This is a genomic window from Clostridium sp. BL-8 (assembly GCF_002006495.1).
In the GTDB taxonomy this organism is placed as follows: Bacteria; Bacillota; Clostridia; order Clostridiales; family Clostridiaceae; genus Clostridium.
The window spans coordinates 41,763-64,023 of the sequence record NZ_LZZL01000031.1; the positions used below are offsets into that span (position 1 = coordinate 41,763).

A 22,261-nucleotide genomic window follows, 5' to 3' on the forward strand; every position below is an offset into this window, starting at 1 on the left:
TATGATTTCACTATAAAATCATATGTGCTTTATATTTACCTAAAATCTTAATACTATTACATTTTTTCTCTTAACTAATTCATCCAATTCCAAGTATAATTCCCGCCTCCAGTTGGAACAGTGTATGATTTATTATTTCCACCTTCCCAAATTACATTTCCACCACTATCTCTTTTAATTGCTTTAAATTCATAAGGGCGTCCTTCTCCAAGATACGTGATTCCTGTCCAACTGCCATTGTTGTAATTAAGCGCTGTAGCATATGAGCCTGTATTCCAATTAGCTAATTCCAATCTACTTCCTGTCACATATACATTTTGACCGTATATCGTATTAGCATTATTTATAGTAAATTTAACTGGAGCAGGTTTCATGGCTAGGGTATCTACAAATGAAGCTAATTCTGATGTAGGCTTTCCATTATCATCAATAATACTCCCTAATCTCAATAATGTGAAACCTGAAAAATTATAATTAAATAATACTTCAGCAATATTCTGATATGCTTGATTATTATTTGAGATAGGTAGCGCATTTTCTCCAAAATGGTTTATTCCTTTAGAACTTGCAAGGCTGGCAATATTCTTAACAAGAGTTTTTGGAGCTGAATAATATGGACTTGTATTTGCATTTGAGTCATCCATTTCTAAGCATGTAAATGTCAAATCTACATCTGATTCCTTAAATTGATCAAGTAAAGTGCTATAATTATAATAACCTGCACAATATTCTGCTGCATGAGGCATTTCTGGACTATTCATAAGCCAATGTACCCCTGATATTTTTGCTCCTATTCTTACATTAAAAACTTGATCAAAATGTGAATGAGCTTCTGATGCCATATCTGCTAAATGCTTTGTAAGTACGCCTTGATACCAGCTTAAAAAGTCGCATCCATATACTGAGTTATACCCACTTTCAAAAAAATCATCTCCATCTGTTGGTGGACTGATTTGTGAAAAACTTGCAAGATTTGTTCCCCATGCACTATTTAATTCCTTTACTGTACCATATTTTATTTTCATAGCATTTTGAAAATCTGCTTCCGCTGCTGCACTATAACATTGTAAATACCCCCTATTAGGGTATGACCACCCAATAGCTGCATTATATGAAGGATATCTTAATTCACCTGCTGGTCCACCAGAAATATATATTTTAGCTATAATGTCTTTATATCCGCTAAAATTTAATGCAAATGAATCATAAAGTTCATCATATTGCTTATTTGCTCCAGACCACCATGGACTAAGAGCCTCTTTATCAAAATTCCCCTTTTCATCTTTATACTCCATATTTTCTTGTGTATCCTTATTCCATAACCATGAAGGTAAAGATATATTTACTGTATCTCCTACATTACCACCACATTGATGAGTTGATATTATAGGCACCCACTTTAATCCTGATGAGCGTACGACATCAGCATATGTTTTATAATAGCTCCAGTCAAATTGGTTATCTCCTTTACTTTCAACATCTCCCCACCAAACATCCGTTGTAATTGCATAGACCCCATTATTCTTCAGCGTTATCAATTTATTTTTAAAAGCATTCCAATCTGTTATTTTTTCTAACGGTGCCATTACAAAGGATTTGTAATCAGAGTTTATTGTTGATGCGTTTACCTTAAAACCAAATGATAAAAATAGTGTAAAAACAAGTAATAAAGATACTAGAGCCCTTTCATAGCCTCTTAAGGTTTTGTTAACATACTTCATAAATTCCCTCCTAGTATTTTACTGATCTATTGAGTAAAGCATTAGGACATTATAATCGAGTTATTTCTTTCCATTACTTAACTTAATTATATTCCATATTATGTAAGTCATCAACACTTTTGTATTCTCTAAATTATAATAATATAATTATCATTGTAGCTAAGTATATGCGCTATCCTCATCTAATTAATTACTTAGCTATAATTTTCTTATAAAAAACTCTATTCTTAATATAGCTATAATTTTAATTTCTTATAAAGCTATCGTCTCACCCAAGTTTTAAAATCTTCTGGTGACTCTTCATTTATAAGAAACACTCTTGCACCTCGTGGAATATCATCATTACCATAAGTTCCGTATCCCATATATCCGGCATATCCAAGTCTAATATCGTTTAATTCAGCACAATAATTATTTAAATGATCATGGCCTGTAAAAATCCCTTTTACATCTCCAGTTTTAATTACTTTACTAAAAAGGCACAAATTTATTTTTGCAACGCTTTCCTCTTCAAACCTTTCACCATCAATAAATCCAGTTTCCCATGCCTTCTTAAAATTTCGTAATGGTATGTGGAAAAACATAAGTGATGGTATTGTTCTATTGTAGTTTCGTTTTAGATTTAACGCTGTCTTCCTATACCAATATATCTGAGTAAGTCTTATCCAATCGTATCCTCCAATAAATGAAGGTGCATATTTTCCAGAGTCTATCATGTAAATATTAAACTTAGGTACTTTTCTTTTTGAACTTTCTATGAGAATATTATAATTACCAATCCTATCAAAAGTTTTGTATCCAATTTCACTCAAATTACATTTATAACTCATATATAACTTCATCATTTCTTCCTTTGTCATCATACCATGCTCATCGTCATGGTTACCAAAAACAACAGCCCAAGGTATCCTCCTATTTTCCATTGGTCCGGCTATATTGTTAATAGCTTTTTTAACGTCATCTACGGTTTTACATTTACCATCAATATTATCTCCAGTTAAAACTACCATATTAGGTTTCTCGCAATCTAATATCCTATTCATAAGACTTATGGATTTATCCTTTTCTGGACCTTCGTGTATATCTGTAAATTGAACTATTTTGAAATTTCTATTATTATCAAATTTAAGTGGTATTTTCATAATAAGACCCGCTTTCATTTAATATACTATACTAATTTTTATGATAAGAATTAGTATAATAGTATCTATATTAAAAACATATCTCTCTTTAGAAGTTAATAATAAAATCACCATTTAAATAATTCACATTACATACTAAAATTAAAAAACAAGAACTAAGTTCTAGGATGAGAACTTAGTTCTTGTTTTTTATAATAATTAATCTCTACATATTTAAACCTGAGTAACCTTCTTCTCCATGCAGAGAAATATCCAATCCCTCTGACTCCTCACTTGAAGTTGCTCTTAACTTCATTACAAAACCAATAACCTTAAGTATTACAAATGTTGCAACTGCTGCATATAATGCAGTAGCACAAATTGATATTAAATGAGCTTTTATAAGCGTGAAATTACCATATATTAATCCATCAGCACCTGCTGGGTTAATTGCTTTAGAGGCAAATATCCCAGTAGCTATAGATCCCCATATTCCCCCTACACCATGGCATCCAAAAGCATCTAGTGCATCATCGTATCCTAATTTCTTCTTAAGAACAGCTATAGCAAAAAAACTCAACGCTCCCCCAATTAGTCCAATAAATATAGCTGATATAGGACTTACAAAACCTGCTCCCTGAGTTATAGCAACTAGTCCAGCAACTGCTCCACTAACCATTCCAAGTGCAGTGGGCTTTTTATAAAGAATCCATTCGGACACTGTCCATCCAATAGCTCCAGCTGCTGCAGAAGTATTGGTAGTAAAGAAGGCGTTAATGGCAACATAGTTCATGGAAAGAGCACTTCCTGCATTAAAACCAAACCATCCAAACCACAAAAGTCCGCCCCCAAGTATTGCCATAGGTATGTGATGAGGTCCTGGACTTGGCTTCTTTCTTTTTCCAATAACTAGCGCTGCAATAAGACCAGAAACTCCAGAATTTATTTCAACTGGATGCCCTCCTGCAAAATCTAGAACACCTAAATTTTTTAACCATCCATTAGTTCCCCATACCCAGTGAGCAATAGGATCATAAACTAATGTACTCCATAAGATTATTAATACCAAAAAAGCCGGAAAAGTCATACGTTCAGCAACGGAACCTGAAATAACAGCGGCTGTGATTGCTGCAAACATTAATTGAAATATCACAAATTCTAAATGAGGTATTGTAGCTGCATAATCTGCATTTGGTGTGATTCCTATATTATTCAAAAATCCCCAATCTAATCCCCCAATTATACCTTTAACATCTGGACCAAAGGCCAAAGTATAACCAACTAAAATCCACTGAATAGATATAATAACTAACGCTACGTAACTTTGTATTGTAATACTAAGTACATTCTTGCTCCTTACCATACCACCATAGAATAAAGCTAAACCTGGTACCATAAGCATTACTAGTGCTGCACAAATAAATACAAATCCCATATCCGCGCCATTTAACAATTCCATATTTTTTATTCCCCCTTGAATAATTTTTAAGCTTTCCACTATTAATTACATTTTGAGTTTATTGCTAATATATTGCTTTATTATAGTTTCATAAAAATAAAAAGGCGATCTCACTTCAAAAAGGTATATCTATCGTCAGATATATCTTTATCTAGAAATGAAAACGCCATTGTTTCCCGAATATTTTATTTAATCATGTATTATACTTTTATAAGTTTACTATCTTAAAATTTAGGTGTCAATATAAAATGTAAAATTATTTTATTTTATGATAAAATATGAATATATTTTTTCACAAGTAAAAGATATAAGTGATAATAACAAAAATCTCTTGCTTTTACACATCAAAAACAAGAGATTTTTGTTTATTTTTTATCTTATTGTCTTAAATAACTTAGTATTTCCTGATGCTCCTATAGTTAAGCTCTATTCCCCCCCGCAAATTCTCTTCCTGGATTAATATCCATGACAACACGTTTAGGTTCTGCCAATGAAACTTCATGTTCACATTTCCACTTTTCCTCTTCATAAATTCCATCTACTTCTTTTAAATTATCAGCTGCTTCACTATTATCAAAAATATAATATCCATAAGAATATAAAATATCGAGCACTTTATTAGGATCTAAATTCTTGAAATGACATTGTAAATCACATAATCCTACCGCCGAAAGTCCTAAGGTATCCATTAAGTATTCATCTTCTCCTCCTTCAATATTAAATAACCTTACATTTAATATACCAAATAGAAGGTCATAATCTTCACTAAAAGGATTATTCTCTAAGTATTCATCCCTGCTTATTACCTGCTCTGCAAGTTGAAAGTGAATTCCTTCACACGGAATAAGTTCAACTATAGCATAAAGCGCCTTTTGAAAAAGCTCTATTCTCTTATTGTATTCTAATCCTATAGCCATTATATCTGTTACTATAATTCTATATGAACACTTCTCAATTTCCTCTTTATTTTTTAAATCTCCTGATTGCCCCAAAGATTTATTTAACTTTAAAATATCTGGTTTATCATAAATCTTACTAATAACTATTGAAACTGGGGCACTCATATTTTTATATTCTAGTACATGATCCATAAATGCGAATATAATATTATTCTCCTGCCTAGATGAAATTTCAACATTCCCACAATATTTCTTAATGTTTTCTAATAAGTTATTTTCCAAAATTACAGGCTCTTCCTTCATATAAAGTTCTACACTATATGTTTCCGCAAAAACATCTGGCACATTTTCCTCTTTATTCTTTTCTCTGTATTTCTTCATGCTGCAAACCTTCTTTCTCTTCTCGTAATTTTTCTAATATAAATTATTTTATTTTATATAAAAAAGCCACCTCAAAATTTAATCAATTTTGAGACAGCTTTGCCCATCAATGTGTTAGTTTATTATATCATAATAATCTATTATTTTATATATAATTTCTTGAAATTATATATTAGGTAAAGATTTATTAGTAGGACCTTCTATCCAATTTCCTTTGTAATCATATCTTGAACCATGACATGGACACTCCCATGTTAATTCATCAGCATTCCAATGAAGTTCACAACCTAAATGCGCACATTTTGTTGATATAGCAAATATCTTTCCGTAATTATCCTTATATACTCCAGCCTTTTGTCCCTTATATTCTATTATACCTCCCTGACCATTCTGAATACTACTTGTATTTTCTTCCGGAATATCTATCCTTTGTGCAATAAAGTTTTTTGCAGTTATAATTATATCATTAGCAGCATTTTTCATTGAAGCTGACATATCAAATCTTTTTGGTGAAAATATTTCCGAAAAGTCATTTTCCTTCTCAAGAATCATATCACTTATTATCATCGCAGCTACCATTGAATTTGTCATTCCCCATTTTTTAAAACCTGTTTCAACATAAATATTTGGTGTTTTTGATGAATAATGTCCTATATAAGGTATATCATCTAAAGTCATACAGTCTTGTGCTGACCAATGAAACCTTTCTATTGAATCAGGATAAAACTGTTTTGCAGCTTTTCTTAATTCCTCATAAGCCCCACCTTTCTCATTTTCGCCAACTCTATGTACCGCGCCACCAAATAATAATAAATTTTTATAATTTCTAAATGAATAGTCATTTTTATCAATACCTTTATATATACCATTTAAAACTTGAGCATTTTCTAGAGCTAATACATAAGATCTTTCTTGATGCATTCTCATAAAATAATACCCTGGAGTATTTAGAAATGGATAATGTGTTGCTACTACTATTTCCTCCGCTGTAATTTCTACTCCTTCCTTTGTCACTACAGTATTTTTCTCTGTAATATCAAGTGCCGTCGTATTTTCATAAATAGTTAACTTTTCTGAGATTGATTTCAAAAACTTAAGGGGATTAAACTGAGCTTGATTCTTAAATTTCAATGCTCCTTTGATTTCAAATGGCAGCTCGACTTTATCAACTATTTCAGCATCAATTTCCAGCTTTTTCGCTGCATTATATTCATCTTCAAGGCTCTTTATATTATCTAAAGAGTACAAATAAGCATCCTTACGCTCAAAATCACAATCAATATTTTCCTTATCAATTATTTCTTTGTATCTCTCTATCGCCAAAATATTAGCCTTAGCATATTGTCTTGCACCTTCTTCACCGAATTCTTTAATCAATTTATCATAAATTAAATCATGCTGACACGTTATTTTAGCGGTTGTATTTTTTGTAACTCCACTAGCAATGCGTCTAGCATCAATAACAACTACCTCTTTCCCACTTTTATTAAGCATATAAGCTGTCAGCATTCCAGCCATACCAGCTCCTATGATTAAAACTTCACATTTAATATTTTTATCTAAAGCTTCTCTTTTTCTAAAATCAATTTCAGAATTCCATACACTTTCCACGTATACATCACCTCATATTTAGTATCTCTTCTTTTTTCAAATATACACGAAATTTATACACTATCAGCTTCTCATTTATAAAATTTCCTCACTAATAACTTAATGAACTCATAAATTATAATGATATAAAAATATATTAGGAGAAACTAATGGATTCAGATTATAGAATGAAAATTAATTTTGATGCTCTTCCCAGACGCTTTCCACCTCAACATCAAAATTTCCAGCCTGGTATCGAAGAATTAATGAACCCTCTTCCAATATTCGATAATCCCGATTATAAAGGAAGTGGTAAATTAGAGAATAAAGTAGCATTAATTACAGGCGGTGACAGTGGAATTGGAAGGGCAGTTGCAATTGCTTTTGCTAAAGAAGGTGCAGATGTTGCAATTTCATATTTATATGAGCATCAGGATGCACTTAAGACTAAAAAGTATGTTGAAAAATATGGCGGCACATGCTTACTTATGCCTGGAGATATTTCTCATGAATGTTTTTGTGAAAAGTTAGTAGAATGCACAATAGACAAATTTGGGAAGCTAGATATTTTAATAAATAATGCTGGTGTTCAGTTTCCTCAAGAGAGCATAGAATGCATATCTCCCTCTCAATTAAAAGCAACATATTCAATTAATATATTTCCTATGTTTCATCTTACTCAAGCCGCACTTCCATATATGAAAAGAGGCAGTACAATAGTTAATACTGCATCGGTTACAGCCTACCAAGGCCCTAGAGATTTAATCGATTATGCATCAACAAAGGGTGCAATTGTGACATTCACTCGTTCTCTTTCTAATTCATTAGTACCTAAGGGAATCAGAGTTAATGCAATAGCACCAGGTCCAATTTGGACTCCACTTATAGTATCAAGTTATTCTGCCGAGCGAGTTGCTATATTTGGTTCTGATACTCCTATGAAAAGAGCCGGCCAGCCTTTTGAATTAGCTCCTGGATATGTTTATTTAGCATCTGATGATTCATCTTTTGTTTCGGGTCAAGTTCTTCATATAAACGGTGGAATTATGGTTGACAGTTAATTTCTCTATTAACGAACCTTTAAAATATTACACTAATCGCTTATCCTTATATAATATTAATATAATAAATAATTAGGACTTGCAAAGCAAGCCCTAATTATTTATTATCTATAAATTCCATATTCCAATTAAAATATCCAGTTTCCTCATTTTTTATATATTTAAAATAAGCTGAAAAAGTATTACCTTTCTTGCTCTTTAAATTTCTAAATCCAACTTTTCCATTCTTAAGTAGAAGTTCAACCATTTCTTTAGATACATTCTTCCCAAAAGATTTTATATATTTATCATCCTTCCAGATGGTGAATTTACAGCCATTCTTCCAGTTACTACACCCAAAGCCTTTTTCACCTTCAATTACTGGATTGCCACATACCGGACATGGACCTATACTTTCAGTGTCCTTTGGTATTTCCACTTTAAATCTTGATAGTGCTCCATCATCTTTCTTAATTAACTCTACAGACTGGATTGTAAAATCTATAATTAACTGCATAAAATCACTTTTAGCAAATTTACCTCTTTCAATATCTGAAAGAGTTTTTTCTAATCTTCCTGTATACTCCAAATCAAACAATTCCTTTACAGGAAAAGTTTCAACTAGATTCCTTCCAAGATCAGTGCACATAAGATTCTTTCCTTTAGTTTTTAAGTATCCTATATCCTTTAACTTTTTTATTGTTTCAGCTCGTGTTGCTGGCGTACCTATACTAAAGCCGCTTAAAATAGCCTGCATCATTTCTTCTGAATCTTCTTCTTTGTCTTCAAGACCTTTTCCACAGGTCTCCATCACTCTAAGCAATGTTTTTTCAGTATGGTACTTAGGTGGTTTCTTCGTTACTGAATTAACTTTTGAATCAACAATATCTACATTTTCATTAATTTCAACCTTTGGAAGTATTACATCCTTACTTTCTATCTTTTCTACTACTTTCCATCCTTCCACAAGCTTTACTTTTCCCTTTGATATAAAAATTCCTGGTACTTCTGTAACATTAGCCTTTAACGTTACCTTTGTTTCCTCAAATTCCGCTACAGGCATGAACTGCATTATGAATCTGTTTTTAATAGCCTCGTATACTACTTTTTCATCTGCTGACAGTCCTGAAGGCTTAATATATGTAGGTGTTATAGCACTATGGCTTTCAACTTTTGAACTATCAAAAATTCTTTTAGATGTAGAAAATTTAATATCTTTCTCATAAGGCAGTCCTGCCTTTAAGGTATCTAAAACCTTTTTAGCCCTATCCTTTAAACTTTCTTCCAAAACAACACTGGCTGTTCTTGGATAAGTAGTAAGTTTCTTTTCATAAAGTGATTGAGCAACCTTAAGAACTTTATCTGAAGTCCATCCTTTGTATTTGCTGGTAATATGACCTTGAAGATTTGATAAATTAAATAAATATGGCGGATATTCCTTTTTAAGCTCTGTCTGTTTATCAATAATCTTAGCAGTTGCTCCCTTAAGTAAAGGTAAAAATTTATCTAAATCTTCTTTCTTATCAAACTTTTCAGAATCATTTTCATAATAAAGTCCCTCAAATTCTTCATTAGTTAAAGTTTTGAAGTTAGATATTAATTTATAATAAGTTGTAGCAGTAAAATTCTCTATTTCCTTATCTCTATCATAAATTATCTTTAAAGTAGGAAGAAGCACTCTTCCTATATTAATAGTTTTATTTTCTTCAAACTTATACTTCAGTGTGCTTACTGAAGTTAAGTTAATTCCTATAATCCAATCACTCCATTGTCTTCCTATTCCAGCATCTTGCAGTGACTGCATTTCTTTATTATCTTTTAAAGCTTCCATACCACCTTTAACTTCATCCGGTGTCCACTCATTTAAAAGCAATCTATATATTGGCTTCTTGACCTCAAAATAACCAAATAATTCATCAGCTATAACCTGACCTTCTCGATCGTAGTCCGTAGCCGAAATAATACTTTCAACATCATCCTTATCAATAAGGCTCTTTATTATGCCAAGTTGCTTTTTAGCACCCTTATCCTCTGTTGATCTATCGACGCCGTCGCATTTTACTTTATACAGAAAATGTTCAGGAATGAATGGAAACTTTTCAAATCTCCAGCCTTTCATGTTTTCATCATAATCTTTTGCATCATATAACTGCAAGAGATGTCCAAATGCCCATGTTATGTAATACCCATTGCCCTCAAAATAACCATCTTTTCTGGTCTTTATTTTATATGCATCAGCAATATTTTTAGCAACAGATGGCTTTTCCGCAATAATAACCTTTGCCATGATATTTTGTATCCTCCTTTAGTTACTATTCTCATAATAAAATGCTAAATATCGGATTCTCATGAGAAATATTAACCAAGTTCTTTTCTCTATCTTTTAGCAATATATATATTAACACTAAATAAAAAATAAAACCAGCTTAAATAGTTTACAATTTAAAACTAGCAGTTCACAGTTATTAAAACTCTTATTTATGCGTTTTCTATTTATTTTATTATTGCATAATTCTTTTGCCGATTTTATTTCCTAAGGCCTTTATATAATTACATATATCATAGACTGGCACATGAATTTCTCTCTATTAACTTAGTATCCAATAATATATGTTTATTCTCTTCTTGTCCATTAATCAATGAAAATAATAATTTTATGCTCATTGCTGCCATCAATTTTTGAGGCTGCTTTACTGTTGTTATACTTGGATTGTAATACTTGCTTTCATCCATTCCATCAAAACCAACTAATGAAATATCTTCTGGAATCCTAAAGCCACTGTCAATTATTGCTTTGGCTACACCAATTGCCATAATATCCGATAATGCAAAAATTGCTGTAATGTCCTTTCTTTTCTCTAATAATTTCATTGTTTCCACATATGCTTTTTTACTTGAATATCCACCTATTATAATTAGATCTTTTTCTATCTCTAGCCTTTCCTTCTTCAAAGCTCTTTCATATCCTTCTAATCTTCTTAAACTTATTCCTGTATCATTGGCATCCCCTAAAACTAATGCTATTTTTTTATGTCCTTTATTTATTAAATATCTTGTTGCATCATAAGCACCTTTAATATTATCTATTCCTATTGATGAATAATATGACTTTCCTTGCTTTGAAATAGTATTTACAGATGTTAACACTATAGGTACATTTACTTCTTTAAAACTCTCATCAGTAATCTCAATAAAATTCCCACCTAAACATATTATACCTTGTAATCTTTTTTCCTTTATAAAAGCTATTAAAATATCCACATCTTGATCTAAATTATAATCATTTTGATGCACTATAGCTGTATACCCATTTTCATTTATAATTTTTCCTATAATATTAGTCATTTGAGCAAAAAATGGATTAAATACGCCTTTTACTAAAATACCTATATTCTTTGTATTATTTTGTTTTAATATTCTTGCACTATTATTCGGAATATAATTGCTATCTTTTATGATCTTTAAAATTTTTTTTCTTGTACTTTCCTTAACATCAGGATGATTATTTATTACTCGTGAAACCGTACTAACTCCTACCTGCGCCAATTCTGCTATATCCTTTATATTCATATATTTCTCCCACACCACTTTAAACATAGATCAATTACGATATCGTTACCATTTACAGTTATATTATTAATTTTAGGTTATCTAATTCATTTAAAGTCACTTTTATTCAAGATTATAGTTTACTTTTTTGTTTCCAAATAAAAAATGCTATTTTAAACAATGAAGCATCATTAAATTTTCTTATATCATACCCTGTATATTTTTCAATTTTATCTAATCTATAGATCAATGTATTTCTATGGACATATAAACTTTTTGCCGCTTCACTTAAGTTTAGGTTGAGCTTAAAGAAAATCTCCACTGTTTTTATCATATCTTCATCTAGCTTTGAAAATCCATCATCAAATTCTTGTAATATCTTTGCTTTAGTTTCCTCTTTTAAATTGTCCATTATTTTCTCAAACAGAAGGCTATTCTGTTCAAATATCCTTGAAGATAACTTATATTTTTTTGCCAGTCTTATTTTATAAACATTTTCGTTATACAATCTGCTTAAAAATTCATACTCTTCAATATGGCAATAACTTATGTAACATTTCTCATAAAGAGAAACATAAACCGTTTCACTTATGCTTGATACATGTTCATTTATATCCTCAAATACTCCAATTAGATTTATTGTATCTTCATAATTAATTACTATGATATCAGTATCGTTATAAATTTTTTTCAAAATTTCTAAGACTTCCGCTAGTTTTTCCCTCAAGTCAATAGTTATTAAAAATGTCTCCTCTTTTATTTTAGGCATGGTTTCCTTTATTTTTTCTTTTGATACATTTAAATTTTGCAATAACTTAATTGTAAGCTTTTCCTTTTTATCACAGTTGCTTTTGTATTTATCCTTAATACAAAACTCCAATATTTTCAAAGATTCTTTATATTCTTTTTCAATTTTTATTTCAAATTTCTTTGTTCCAATAAAAAATATATTGTGAAAATGTTCTTCTTTGATGTTGCTTGAATTTGCCTTAAATATAATTTTTCCGTCTTCATAAATCTCAAAAGGTATTTCACAATTTTCATATATTCCTTCTAAATACTTTACTAATTCCTCCATAATCCTCTCACTCCAATTATTATTTATCCCATGTTCAATTATTATAATACTCCCATCTTTTTAGATGGGAGTTAAAAGCTGCATCCTCATAGCTTATTTAAGCTTAGCTGCTACATAAACTAACATATTCTCAATTCTGTTTCTTTATCAAATACATGAATATTTTCATGTTCCACATATAATTTAATTTTATCCTTAGGTTCTGATTTAGTACTTCCATCAACTCTTGCTGTCATATTGTTCTTTCCTGATTTAAAATAAATATAACTTTCAGCACCCATTCTTTCAACAACCTCTACATCTCCAGCAATTGTTGCACTAGGATTCATTTCAATTAATTTACTATTATCATCTAAGTGCTCTGGTCTAATACCAAATACAACTTCCTTATTTATATAATTCTTTTCTTTTAATACATTTCCTTTTTCTTCCGGAAATAATATACTATTTTCTTCAAAATTACAATATACCTTTCCTTCCTTTTCAGCTACAGTACCATTAACTAAGTTCATCTGAGGACTTCCAATAAATCCTGCAACAAATAAATTAACTGGAGTGTTATAAATATTAAGTGGAGTGTCAACTTGTTGAATAACACCATCTCTCATTACAACGATTCTAGTTCCCATTGTTAACGCTTCAACCTGATCATGTGTAACATATATGAAGGTTGTACCTAAGCTTTGATAAAGCTTTGATATTTCAGTTCTCATTTGAACTCTTAATTTTGCATCAAGGTTTGATAATGGCTCATCCATTAAGAATACCTTTGGTTCTCTGACAATAGCGCGTCCTAATGCAACTCTTTGTCTTTGCCCCCCAGATAAAGCCTTTGGCTTTCTATCTAATAAATGTTCAATATCTAATCTCTTGGCTGCTAATCTTACTTTTTTATCGATTTCATCTTTTGGAGCTCTTCTTAATTTTAATGCAAAAGCCATATTATCATATACTGTCATATGTGGATATAAAGCATAGTTCTGGAATACCATTGCTATATCTCTTTCCTTAGGCTCTACATCGTTAACAAGTTTTCCACCTATATATAATTCACCCTTTGATATTTCTTCAAGTCCCGCAATCATACGTAAAGTTGTTGATTTACCACAACCTGATGGTCCAACAAATACTATAAACTCTTTGTCTTCAATTTCCAGATTGAAATCTTTAACTGCAGCTACATCTCCTTCATAAATCTTATAAATATGTCTTAATGATAGATCTGCCATATCTACGTTCTCCCTTTCATTTATATAATTTCAATTCTATTTCTATAACATTTGCTATAAGTCCATTTTACTATATGAAATCCTTTAAATTCCATATTGAAAATTTACAAAACTGCATTCTTTTTTTTGTGAAATAATATAAAACCTCAAATAGCACTTTCTTTATTTATTCCTGTCTATATAGTATAATTTATATACATTTTCATTGGAGGTGGCATAAATTATGAAAAAACCTATCATAGGTATAAACTCTAGTCGACTTATAAAACAAGATACTCTTTATTCTCATTCTGTTATGGAATCCATCAGTAATGATTATGTCGAATCAGTAATTAGAGGCGGAGGAATTCCCATTATACTTCCAATTCTTTCTAATGAAGAATCTATTAGACAACAAATTGAAACTCTCGATGGCGTCGTACTTTCTGGCGGAATAGATGTAAATCCATTACTTTATAATGAAGAACCTTCTCCAAAACTTGGATTTATATTTCCTGAAAAAGATAACTTCGACCTTTTAATAGCAAAAATTGCTTATGAACTTAATAAACCAATTCTTGCTATATGCCGAGGACATCAAATTTTGAATGTAGCTTTTGGAGGAACTTTATATCAAGATTTATCAGATATGGATGGATGCTATATTAAACATCAGCAGCAAACAAAAAATGGTGCCGTAACTCATACTTTAGACATCCTTGAAAATTCAATTCTACATGATATTTTAGGAAGCTCTATTATCAGCAATACTTTTCATCATCAGGCAATTAAAGATTTAGCTCCTGGCTTCAAGGTTACTGCTTATTCTAAAGATAATGTAATTGAAGCTATCGAAAGCATAGATAAGGAATTTGTCGTTGGCGTGCAATTTCATCCAGAAATTATGACTGTCTACAATGATGAAAATATGCTTAAACTATTTAAAGCTTTTATAAATGCTTCGTTAAACAATATGATAAATAAAAAATAACTTAAAATCTTAAATAATGTATTTAACTTAGTAATACATATTTTAAGATTTTAAATTATTTGTTTTATATCATTTATAATTTTCCTTACATTATGAATAACTTCATGAATATTTATATCATATTTTGGAATACCTTTACTATGCTTAATATTCCATATCCCCATTGAGGATTTGGATATGTGTCACCGCCTCTTTGAATTGCACCTCTTTGTATATATGTTTTTATAGTTTGTGAATATATGTTAGGATCATTTCCTTCAACAATTCCCCATTGAAATAGCATCGCGCATGTTCCTGCCAATATAGCTGCTGACACACTTGTTCCATTAACGATAGCCGTTGTGTTATTAGGAGCTGTAGTTAATGCATTTACTCCTCCTGTAGCAACATCTATTCTATCAACATATTCCTCTAAAAATGCCATTCCAGAATACTCTAAAATATTATTGTTATTTTGATTATATGCTGCAGCTGTAATTGAATAGGTTGATGTACTCGGATTTACAATTGTTCCATACGGATCTGAAGGGATAAATCCTGTTCCCCCAATACTTAATCCTACACCAGGTATCCAAGCATTATATCTTCCATCTAAAATCAACTCCCCTGTCAATCTAAATTTCCAAATCCCTTCCTTTATATTACTGAATCTGATCGTATATGATTGTTCTCCTGTAAGCTCTTCTGGAAAGTATGAATTGATTACTATTGGTGTATTTTCAAAAACAAAGGAATAAGTACTTATGCCTTTAATTTCTGGCCTTATTCTTCCTGTATTTTCTCCTGAAGGTGATATAATTTCTAGAGACATTATATTAGGTGAATCAATCCAAATCTCAGCTATATTATTTTTTTGCTCTGGTGCCATATATAATTGTATTACTCTCGAATCATTAACTTGTGGTATTACACCAGAAGCATGACATCCAATAGCACCTTGATTTCCTGTCCCTGTAACTATTGCTATTCCACTATGACTAGATATTGAATCCATATATTGTTCAAGAATCCCATCGCCTTTATGACTGCCTAAATTACTTCCAAGAGGAAAGTATATAACCAATGGTTTATTACTGCTTAAGGAATATCTATATAAAAACTCTAGTGCTGGGAAAATGGCAAATAAATCAAATACAGGAATATTAAATCCAAAGTTCATCATGATCTTAATAGATTGTATTAACTTAATTATTATAAAATCACATTCTGGAGCAATCCCTTTTAAATTGGGATTTATCCCCCTGGCTCCGATTATTCCAGCCATGTTTGTACCATGGCCAATTTCATCTCTGCTAGGCACTATTTCATACGGTGATTTTCCTTGATTAGAAGCATTTATAGCCTCTTGTATTTTATTTTTATCATAAACTGTTCCGTATGGAACAATATTTCCTTCTTCTATATTAGTGGATTGTATTGTTTGATCCCATATATATTCTATCCTTGTCTCTCCATTCTCCTTCATAAATTCTCTATTCATGTAATCAATTCCTGTATCTATAATAGCTACAGTAACTCCTCTCCCCGTTAGTCTTAATGGTAGCTCCAATTGCAAAAAATCTGCTCCAGAAGCTTTAACTGGCGAAATCTCCTGAAGAGTTAATATATCTATCGGGGCAACAAATACTACAGTTGAAAAAATCGTTCCTTGAATATTTAATTGATCTTCTTTATTGGTAGATACGATAGCATATTTATCATTAATTATTGTTACAAAATATCCTAACTGTTTTGAAATTTCCTCCTCAATGTTTCCTTCATATTGAACAACATAATGATAATAATTAGGATCAGAAAATATATTAGGAGGCACTCTATAATTACCTTTCATTTAACTCCCCCTGTACTTTCCATTCGGAATTCTTATAAACAAATCGTTAATACAATATTCATTATATTCATAATCATTATCTTTATTATTAAAATTATAGCTTATGCTCCTCCTTCCTCTATATATTCCTCCAATAATATTAAAAATGCCAAGCAAATCAAAATCTCCATATCCACTTTCTCTTGTAGGATATCTATTAGTTTGATTTCTATTTGCACCGTACATCATATATGTTCTAACTTTTTTTGTATACATAGTTGGATCATTACCATCAATTATTCCCCATTGCAATAAAAGTGCGCAGGCACCGGCAACTATTGCAGCAGCTGCTGAACTGCCTGAGAATGTTGTTGTTCCACCTGAAGTTTTTGTTGTTAGAATATTCACTCCTATTGTTGAAACATCTGGATTAATCACACCATTTGTATTGAATCCTTTCCCCGAAGCTGCAATTAGAGAATTATTATTCCCGTAATAAGCAATAGTAAGTACATTTAGTGCTTCAGATGGCATTGTCAATGTGTTAAATGGATCTGATTCAAGAAATATAGTATTTTCAGGTAAGGTATTTTTAGGTGGAAGCCATATGTCATATCTTCCATTAATTATATAATCTCCAATCAAATTCAAGCTCCATATCCCTGGTTTTATATTGGTAAATTCAATACTTATTACCTCATGCCCTGTAAAGTGCTCTGGGCTGTAATATCTGACTAACATCTGTGTATCTAAAAAAACAAACTTAACTGGCTGAACTTTATTTATTTGAGCTTGAATAACCGATGATGCTTCACCCGTGGGCGAAATTACATTTATAGAAGCGATATTAGGTCTTCGTATCCAAATATAGAGATGAAAAATTTTTATTTCTCTTGGTATTCTTAAATCTATTACCTTTACATCTCCTACATTTTTAATGTATCCTGATGCATGTCCTTGTGAATCGCCTTCATTACCAACTCCACACACTAAACATATTCCTCTGTTATTTCCAAGAGATGTTACATATCTAGAAATTAAATTAAACCCATCATGACTTCCTTCAGTACTTCCAACACCAAGACAAATAACCATAGGCTGCCTACGAGTCATTGCTACCTTTCTTAGATACTCTAATCCACTTACAATTTCAGATGCATTATATACTGGTACATCTGGAACTCCATTTGCTTTTAGCTCTGCTTTAAAATTACTCGACTCAAAAAGCTTAACAATCACGAAATCACTTCCATTTGCAATTCCTTGAAATTCTTTATTACTTCCACGTGCACCTATAATTCCTGCAACTTTAGTCCCATGACCAATCTCATCTCTTGATGGTACAATTTTATATGGATCACCTTTGTTTCTATAAGCCTTTATTGCATTATTAATTTGTTCATTGGAATAAACTTGGCCAATGTATACAGATTCATTATTACTATTTGCTATCGTTTGATCCCATATACTCACAATTCTTGATGTATCGTCTTCTCGTATGAATTCATCATTTAAATAATCTATCCCCGTATCAACTATTCCAACCAATACATTTCTTCCATTTAAATCTAAGTACGGATTAATTTTTATATTATTTATATTATCAACAGATGATGGCGAAATATCTTGCAAGACATATCTAACTCTAAAATCAAAAAAAACAATCTCTGGAACATCAATTAAGAGCCTATCAAAATCTTTTGCTTGTACAGCTACTACTCCAATGGTATCCGTAATTACATCACCACAAGCATAAGATATGCTATCTATCTTCTTTTTAAAATCGCCCTTATATTCTATTAAATAATTTGCTGTATTTGGATCATAATATAAACTACATCTACGTAAAGCAGTCATATTTAACTCCTAATATTACTCACACTCATTTAATATTATATATATTTTTATTTTGTTTATTTGATGATTAAATTTAATATACAGAATAAACACTTCTAAAGAATTTTTGTAAATTTATCTTACATCAGTGCATATAAGGCATAATCAAAAAAAGACTATCTAAAATCTTAGATAATCTTTTCTCTACTCCGTATCTATTTATAAACTTAAATTTTCATCCCTGCTTTCTTCATCTTCTGAGAACTTTTTGTTATGAATTTTTTTATTAAACATATTCTGTACATCATTAAAGACTGTATACATAATTGGTACTACAAATAAAGTTAAAATTGTAGAAGTAACCAATCCTCCAATTACTGCCTCTGCCATTGGGGCACGCATTTCAGATCCCATACCATTAGATACAGCTAAAGGAATCATACCAAATATCATAGCCAAGGTTGTCATAACGATTGGACGTAACCTTATTAATCCAGCATGTTTTATAGCCTCTTCTCTCTCCATGCCCTCCTCAATTTTTTGTTTTGCAGCATCTATAAGAAGTATTCCGTTCTTGGCAACTAAGCCCATAAGCATTATTATACCAATTATAGACATTAAACTTAACTGAGTTTTGCAAATAAATAAACCTAAAACAGCTCCAATAATTGCAAGTGGCAAAGCAAACAATATTGATATAGGATCAACAAAGCTTTCAAATTGTGCCGCCATAACTAGGTATAAGAATAAAGCTGCCATAGCCATTGCTTGTTCTAAACTGCCAAGACTGCTAGTCATAGAACCAGCTGTTCCTCCTAAAGATACTGAAATGTCTTCTGGCTTATCCATTTGAGTTTGAATCTTTTTCATAAATGAATTCATAAAGGTACCTGAAGCTGCTCCTGAAATATTACAAGAAATCTGCAATTCTGCCTGCCTGTCATACCTCGTTAATTGTGCTGAAGCTGTTGAAAAAACTTGTTTAGTGACTTCAGATAAAGGAATCATCTTATTACTTGTGCCAGAAACATAAATTTGCTTAAGACTATCAAGGCTTGAACGTTGATCATTTTGTAAGTACAACACTACATCATCCATATTTTTTCCATCATCGTACTTAGTTACAGTTGTTCCATTAAATAAAGTCTTTAAGGTACTTGCAACATCTGAGCTGCTAACTCCTAAATCTGCTGCTTTATCACGATCTACTGTTAACTCTATTTCTGGAAGACCTGATTTATCATTAGTACTTATTTCTCTTACTCCTGACTCTTTAGCTAGTTCTTCTTTTACCTTTTCACCAAAAGCTTGAACTTCTTCTCTATTTTCGCCAATAAGTTCAAAAGTTGCATCTTTAGAGGTTCTTCCACCACTTGCCATTGAAGCAGCTGCTACTGATACCTGAGTTCCAGGAATTCCTTGTAACTGTCTACTAAGATTTCCTGCAAAGGTTCTTGAATTTTCCTTACGGCTGTTTTTATCTACTAATTCTATTTTGACTGTTGAACTACTTTTTGATACTGTAGTATACAGTCCTTGTACTTCTGGATTCTTGTTAATAATAGCTTCAATCTGTTTAACTTTTTCTGATGCATTATCCAAGGTTATTCCAGAATCAAAACTTGTACTTACAGTTACCTGATTATTATCCGTTGAAGGCATCATAGTAAAGCCAAGTGCCGAGATAAGTGTAGTACTAGCTACAAACATAGCTATTGCAATAACTATGATTATTAATCTATTGTGAAGCGAAATAACCAAAAGCTTTGAATATCCATGAGCTAAAGAATCAAATTTCTTATTAAATCCCTTAAAGAATTTACCAAGAATATTTTCTTTCTTCTTCTTTTTTATTCTGAGCATTTTAGATGACATCATGGGTACAAGTGTAAAGGACACAAGTAGTGAAACTGCCATACTAAAAACAACTGTAAGCCCAAATTGGAAAAAGTATCTTCCAATTGTTCCCGTTACCATTGATACTGGTAAGAATACCGAAATAACAGCTGAAGTTGTTGCTATTACGGCAAATCCAATTTCCGAGGTAGCATCTCTAGCTGCCTCCCTTGGAGATTTACCCATATGCAGATGCCGTACAATATTTTCTATAACAACTATAGCATCATCAATTAAAAGTCCTACTGCTACTGATAATGCCATTAACGTCATTGTATTTAGTGAAAAAGCCTGAACTTTCATACAAATAAAAGTAGTTATAATTGATATTGGAAGTGAAATTGCACTTATAAGGGTACTCTCCCACTCATTTAAGAATAAGAATACAATTATAACTGCTAATATACATCCATCTCGCATGGTTTCTAAAACACTATCTATTGTACTTTGTATTGATATTGAATCATCGCTAACAACGTCAACATGCACACCTTTAGGCAAAGTGGATTTAAGTTTGTTTAAAGTCTTTTTAACATCATCTGCCAATTGAACAGTGTTAGAACCAGATTGCTTCACTATATCAATACCAATTGCTGGTTTTCCATCATAATAAGCGTAACTGCTTCTATCTGCAACTCCATCCTCAACATCTGCAATATCTTTTACTCTGATTTCTGTACCATTTCTATTAGCTATTAAAATATTTTTAAAATCATCAACTTTTGTTATCTTACTGCTTATTTTAAGAGAGATCTCATTATCCTTATCACTAATTTTTCCAGTTGACTGATCAACATTATCTTTTTTAATTGCGTTTGTCACATCAGTTGTTGTGAGACCATATTGTAATAACTTATTATTATCTAATTTTATATGAATTTCTCTTGTATCCTCACCAGATATATTTACTGCTCCTATACCAGATACTGTATACAACTTCTTTTCAATTGTATCAACGACATCTGATAATTGCTTATTATCATCTAAACCATAAACAGCAACTGATAAAATTGATGATGCCGATGAGTCAAATTTAGAAATAATAGGTGTATCTATATCGCTTGGCAATCCTCTTAAACTTGAAACCTTATCTCTAACTTCTTGTGCTGCAACTTCTGGATCTTTATCCAGGTCAAATTGTATCATGGTCCTGGAGCTTCCTTCAGTTATGTTGGAGGTTATGTGACTGACTCCTGAAATTTCTCCAACTGCATCTTCTACTGATTTTGTTATATTAGTTTCCATATCTTCCGGAGATGCTCCGGTCTCTGTGATTGAAACTGAAACCGTAGCATTTTCTGCTTCTGGCATATCATTAACTACTAATCTTTCATAACATGTCATACCTACAATAGCCATGACTAACATAATAACTGTTATAAATACTGGCCTTTTAATACTAACATTTGCTACCTTCATCTATTGTCCCTCCTACTTAGAAGCTGTGTCATCGGCACCACCATCTTGTTTAGCAGATGTATCATCTGTTGTATCACTATCTTGTTTAACCACTGCATCTACTTCATTTCCATCTTGTAGTGTACTTGTATTTGAAGTGATTATTTGATCACCGTCGTTTATACCAGATGTTATCTCTACATTATTATCATCAGTTTCTCCAATAGTTACCTTTGTTTTCTTAGCTGTTCCATTATCATTTATAAATACTGAATAATCTCCTT

14 protein-coding genes and 1 pseudogene are annotated in these 22,261 nt (G+C 31.4%); 2 read left to right on the forward strand and 13 right to left on the reverse strand.

The genetic code is table 11. The annotated features are described in order from the left end of the window. Nucleotides 1-74 precede the first annotated feature (74 nt). The 5 genes from CLOBL_RS12265 to CLOBL_RS12285 all read right to left on the reverse strand — a co-directional run bounded on the left by CLOBL_RS12265 (nucleotide 75) and on the right by CLOBL_RS12285 (nucleotide 7,192). On the reverse strand, nucleotides 75-1,721 hold the full coding sequence (locus CLOBL_RS12265) for a family 14 glycosylhydrolase (protein WP_077859300.1): 1,647 nt from the start codon (nucleotides 1,719-1,721) through the stop codon (nucleotides 75-77). Between the two features lie 260 nt (nucleotides 1,722-1,981). Beyond that, nucleotides 1,982-2,863, reverse strand: coding sequence for a metallophosphoesterase family protein (locus CLOBL_RS12270; RefSeq protein WP_077859301.1), 882 nt, complete (start codon nucleotides 2,861-2,863; stop codon nucleotides 1,982-1,984). 205 nt (nucleotides 2,864-3,068) lie between these two features. After that, nucleotides 3,069-4,301 carry an ammonium transporter gene (locus tag CLOBL_RS12275; RefSeq protein WP_077859302.1) on the reverse strand — a complete coding sequence of 411 codons (1,233 nt, stop codon included), beginning with the start codon at nucleotides 4,299-4,301 and terminating at the stop codon, nucleotides 3,069-3,071. Between the two features lie 419 nt (nucleotides 4,302-4,720). Further along, nucleotides 4,721-5,581 carry a DUF4261 domain-containing protein gene (locus tag CLOBL_RS12280; RefSeq protein WP_077859303.1) on the reverse strand — a complete coding sequence of 287 codons (861 nt, stop codon included), beginning with the start codon at nucleotides 5,579-5,581 and terminating at the stop codon, nucleotides 4,721-4,723. A gap of 165 nt (nucleotides 5,582-5,746) precedes the next feature. Beyond that, complete coding sequence (locus tag CLOBL_RS12285; RefSeq protein WP_077859304.1) at nucleotides 5,747-7,192, reverse strand: FAD-dependent oxidoreductase; 1,446 nt, start codon at nucleotides 7,190-7,192, stop codon at nucleotides 5,747-5,749. 149 nt (nucleotides 7,193-7,341) lie between these two features. On the opposite strand from CLOBL_RS12285, the gene CLOBL_RS12290 reads away from it, so the two are divergent. Continuing rightward, complete coding sequence (locus CLOBL_RS12290; protein ID WP_077859305.1) at nucleotides 7,342-8,232, forward strand: SDR family oxidoreductase; 891 nt, start codon at nucleotides 7,342-7,344, stop codon at nucleotides 8,230-8,232. Nucleotides 8,233-8,329: 97 nt separating this feature from the next. On the opposite strand, the gene CLOBL_RS12295 is transcribed toward CLOBL_RS12290, so the two are convergent. The 4 genes from CLOBL_RS12295 to ugpC all read right to left on the reverse strand — a co-directional run bounded on the left by CLOBL_RS12295 (nucleotide 8,330) and on the right by ugpC (nucleotide 14,067). Beyond that, the gene (locus CLOBL_RS12295; RefSeq protein WP_077859306.1) at nucleotides 8,330-10,498 is read right to left on the reverse strand and encodes a type IA DNA topoisomerase; all 2,169 of its coding nucleotides are present in this window, start codon (nucleotides 10,496-10,498) and stop codon (nucleotides 8,330-8,332) included. A 272-nt stretch (nucleotides 10,499-10,770) separates the two neighbouring features. Beyond that, nucleotides 10,771-11,781 (reverse strand): LacI family DNA-binding transcriptional regulator, encoded by a 1,011-nt coding sequence (locus tag CLOBL_RS12300; RefSeq protein WP_077859307.1) that lies wholly within the window; start codon nucleotides 11,779-11,781, stop codon nucleotides 10,771-10,773. A 112-nt stretch (nucleotides 11,782-11,893) separates the two neighbouring features. Then, entirely contained in the window at nucleotides 11,894-12,838 is a 945-nt protein-coding gene (locus CLOBL_RS12305) for a helix-turn-helix domain-containing protein (protein ID WP_077859308.1), read from the reverse strand. 119 nt (nucleotides 12,839-12,957) lie between these two features. Next, entirely contained in the window at nucleotides 12,958-14,067 is a 1,110-nt protein-coding gene (ugpC, locus tag CLOBL_RS12310) for a sn-glycerol-3-phosphate ABC transporter ATP-binding protein UgpC (RefSeq protein WP_077859309.1), read from the reverse strand. A gap of 223 nt (nucleotides 14,068-14,290) precedes the next feature. On the opposite strand from ugpC, the gene CLOBL_RS12315 reads away from it, so the two are divergent. After that, nucleotides 14,291-15,037, forward strand: a complete 747-nt coding sequence (locus tag CLOBL_RS12315; protein WP_077859310.1) for a gamma-glutamyl-gamma-aminobutyrate hydrolase family protein — start codon at nucleotides 14,291-14,293, stop codon at nucleotides 15,035-15,037. Between the two features lie 112 nt (nucleotides 15,038-15,149). Here the strand turns inward: CLOBL_RS12315 and CLOBL_RS12320 are convergent, their stop codons facing one another. The 4 genes and pseudogenes from CLOBL_RS12320 to CLOBL_RS12335 form a co-directional block, all read right to left on the reverse strand. After that, complete coding sequence (locus tag CLOBL_RS12320; protein ID WP_077859311.1) at nucleotides 15,150-16,868, reverse strand: S8 family peptidase; 1,719 nt, start codon at nucleotides 16,866-16,868, stop codon at nucleotides 15,150-15,152. After that, entirely contained in the window at nucleotides 16,869-18,704 is a 1,836-nt protein-coding gene (locus CLOBL_RS12325) for a S8 family peptidase (RefSeq protein ID WP_077859312.1), read from the reverse strand. Between the two features lie 198 nt (nucleotides 18,705-18,902). Further along, nucleotides 18,903-21,998 carry an efflux RND transporter permease subunit gene (locus CLOBL_RS12330; RefSeq protein WP_077859313.1) on the reverse strand — a complete coding sequence of 1,032 codons (3,096 nt, stop codon included), beginning with the start codon at nucleotides 21,996-21,998 and terminating at the stop codon, nucleotides 18,903-18,905. A 12-nt stretch (nucleotides 21,999-22,010) separates the two neighbouring features. Then, a pseudogene (locus CLOBL_RS12335) lies at nucleotides 22,011-22,261 on the reverse strand (efflux RND transporter periplasmic adaptor subunit); the annotation flags it as partial.

Excerpts from the sequence above, each read along its gene's own strand:
- CLOBL_RS12265 (WP_077859300.1), bottom strand. The coding sequence starts at position 1,721 with ATGAAGTATGTTAACAAAACCTTAAGAGGCTATGAAAGGGCTCTAGTA.
- CLOBL_RS12270 (WP_077859301.1), bottom strand. The coding sequence starts at position 2,863 with ATGAAAATACCACTTAAATTTGATAATAATAGAAATTTCAAAATAGTT.
- CLOBL_RS12275 (WP_077859302.1), bottom strand. The coding sequence starts at position 4,301 with ATGGAATTGTTAAATGGCGCGGATATGGGATTTGTATTTATTTGTGCA.
- CLOBL_RS12280 (WP_077859303.1), bottom strand. The coding sequence starts at position 5,581 with ATGAAGAAATACAGAGAAAAGAATAAAGAGGAAAATGTGCCAGATGTT.
- CLOBL_RS12290 (WP_077859305.1), top strand. The coding sequence starts at position 7,342 with ATGGATTCAGATTATAGAATGAAAATTAATTTTGATGCTCTTCCCAGA.
- CLOBL_RS12295 (WP_077859306.1), bottom strand. The coding sequence starts at position 10,498 with ATGGCAAAGGTTATTATTGCGGAAAAGCCATCTGTTGCTAAAAATATT.
- CLOBL_RS12300 (WP_077859307.1), bottom strand. The coding sequence starts at position 11,781 with ATGAATATAAAGGATATAGCAGAATTGGCGCAGGTAGGAGTTAGTACG.
- CLOBL_RS12305 (WP_077859308.1), bottom strand. The coding sequence starts at position 12,838 with ATGGAGGAATTAGTAAAGTATTTAGAAGGAATATATGAAAATTGTGAA.
- ugpC (WP_077859309.1), bottom strand. The coding sequence starts at position 14,067 with ATGGCAGATCTATCATTAAGACATATTTATAAGATTTATGAAGGAGAT.
- CLOBL_RS12315 (WP_077859310.1), top strand. The coding sequence starts at position 14,291 with ATGAAAAAACCTATCATAGGTATAAACTCTAGTCGACTTATAAAACAA.
- CLOBL_RS12320 (WP_077859311.1), bottom strand. The coding sequence starts at position 16,868 with ATGAAAGGTAATTATAGAGTGCCTCCTAATATATTTTCTGATCCTAAT.
- CLOBL_RS12325 (WP_077859312.1), bottom strand. The coding sequence starts at position 18,704 with ATGACTGCTTTACGTAGATGTAGTTTATATTATGATCCAAATACAGCA.
- CLOBL_RS12330 (WP_077859313.1), bottom strand. The coding sequence starts at position 21,998 with ATGAAGGTAGCAAATGTTAGTATTAAAAGGCCAGTATTTATAACAGTT.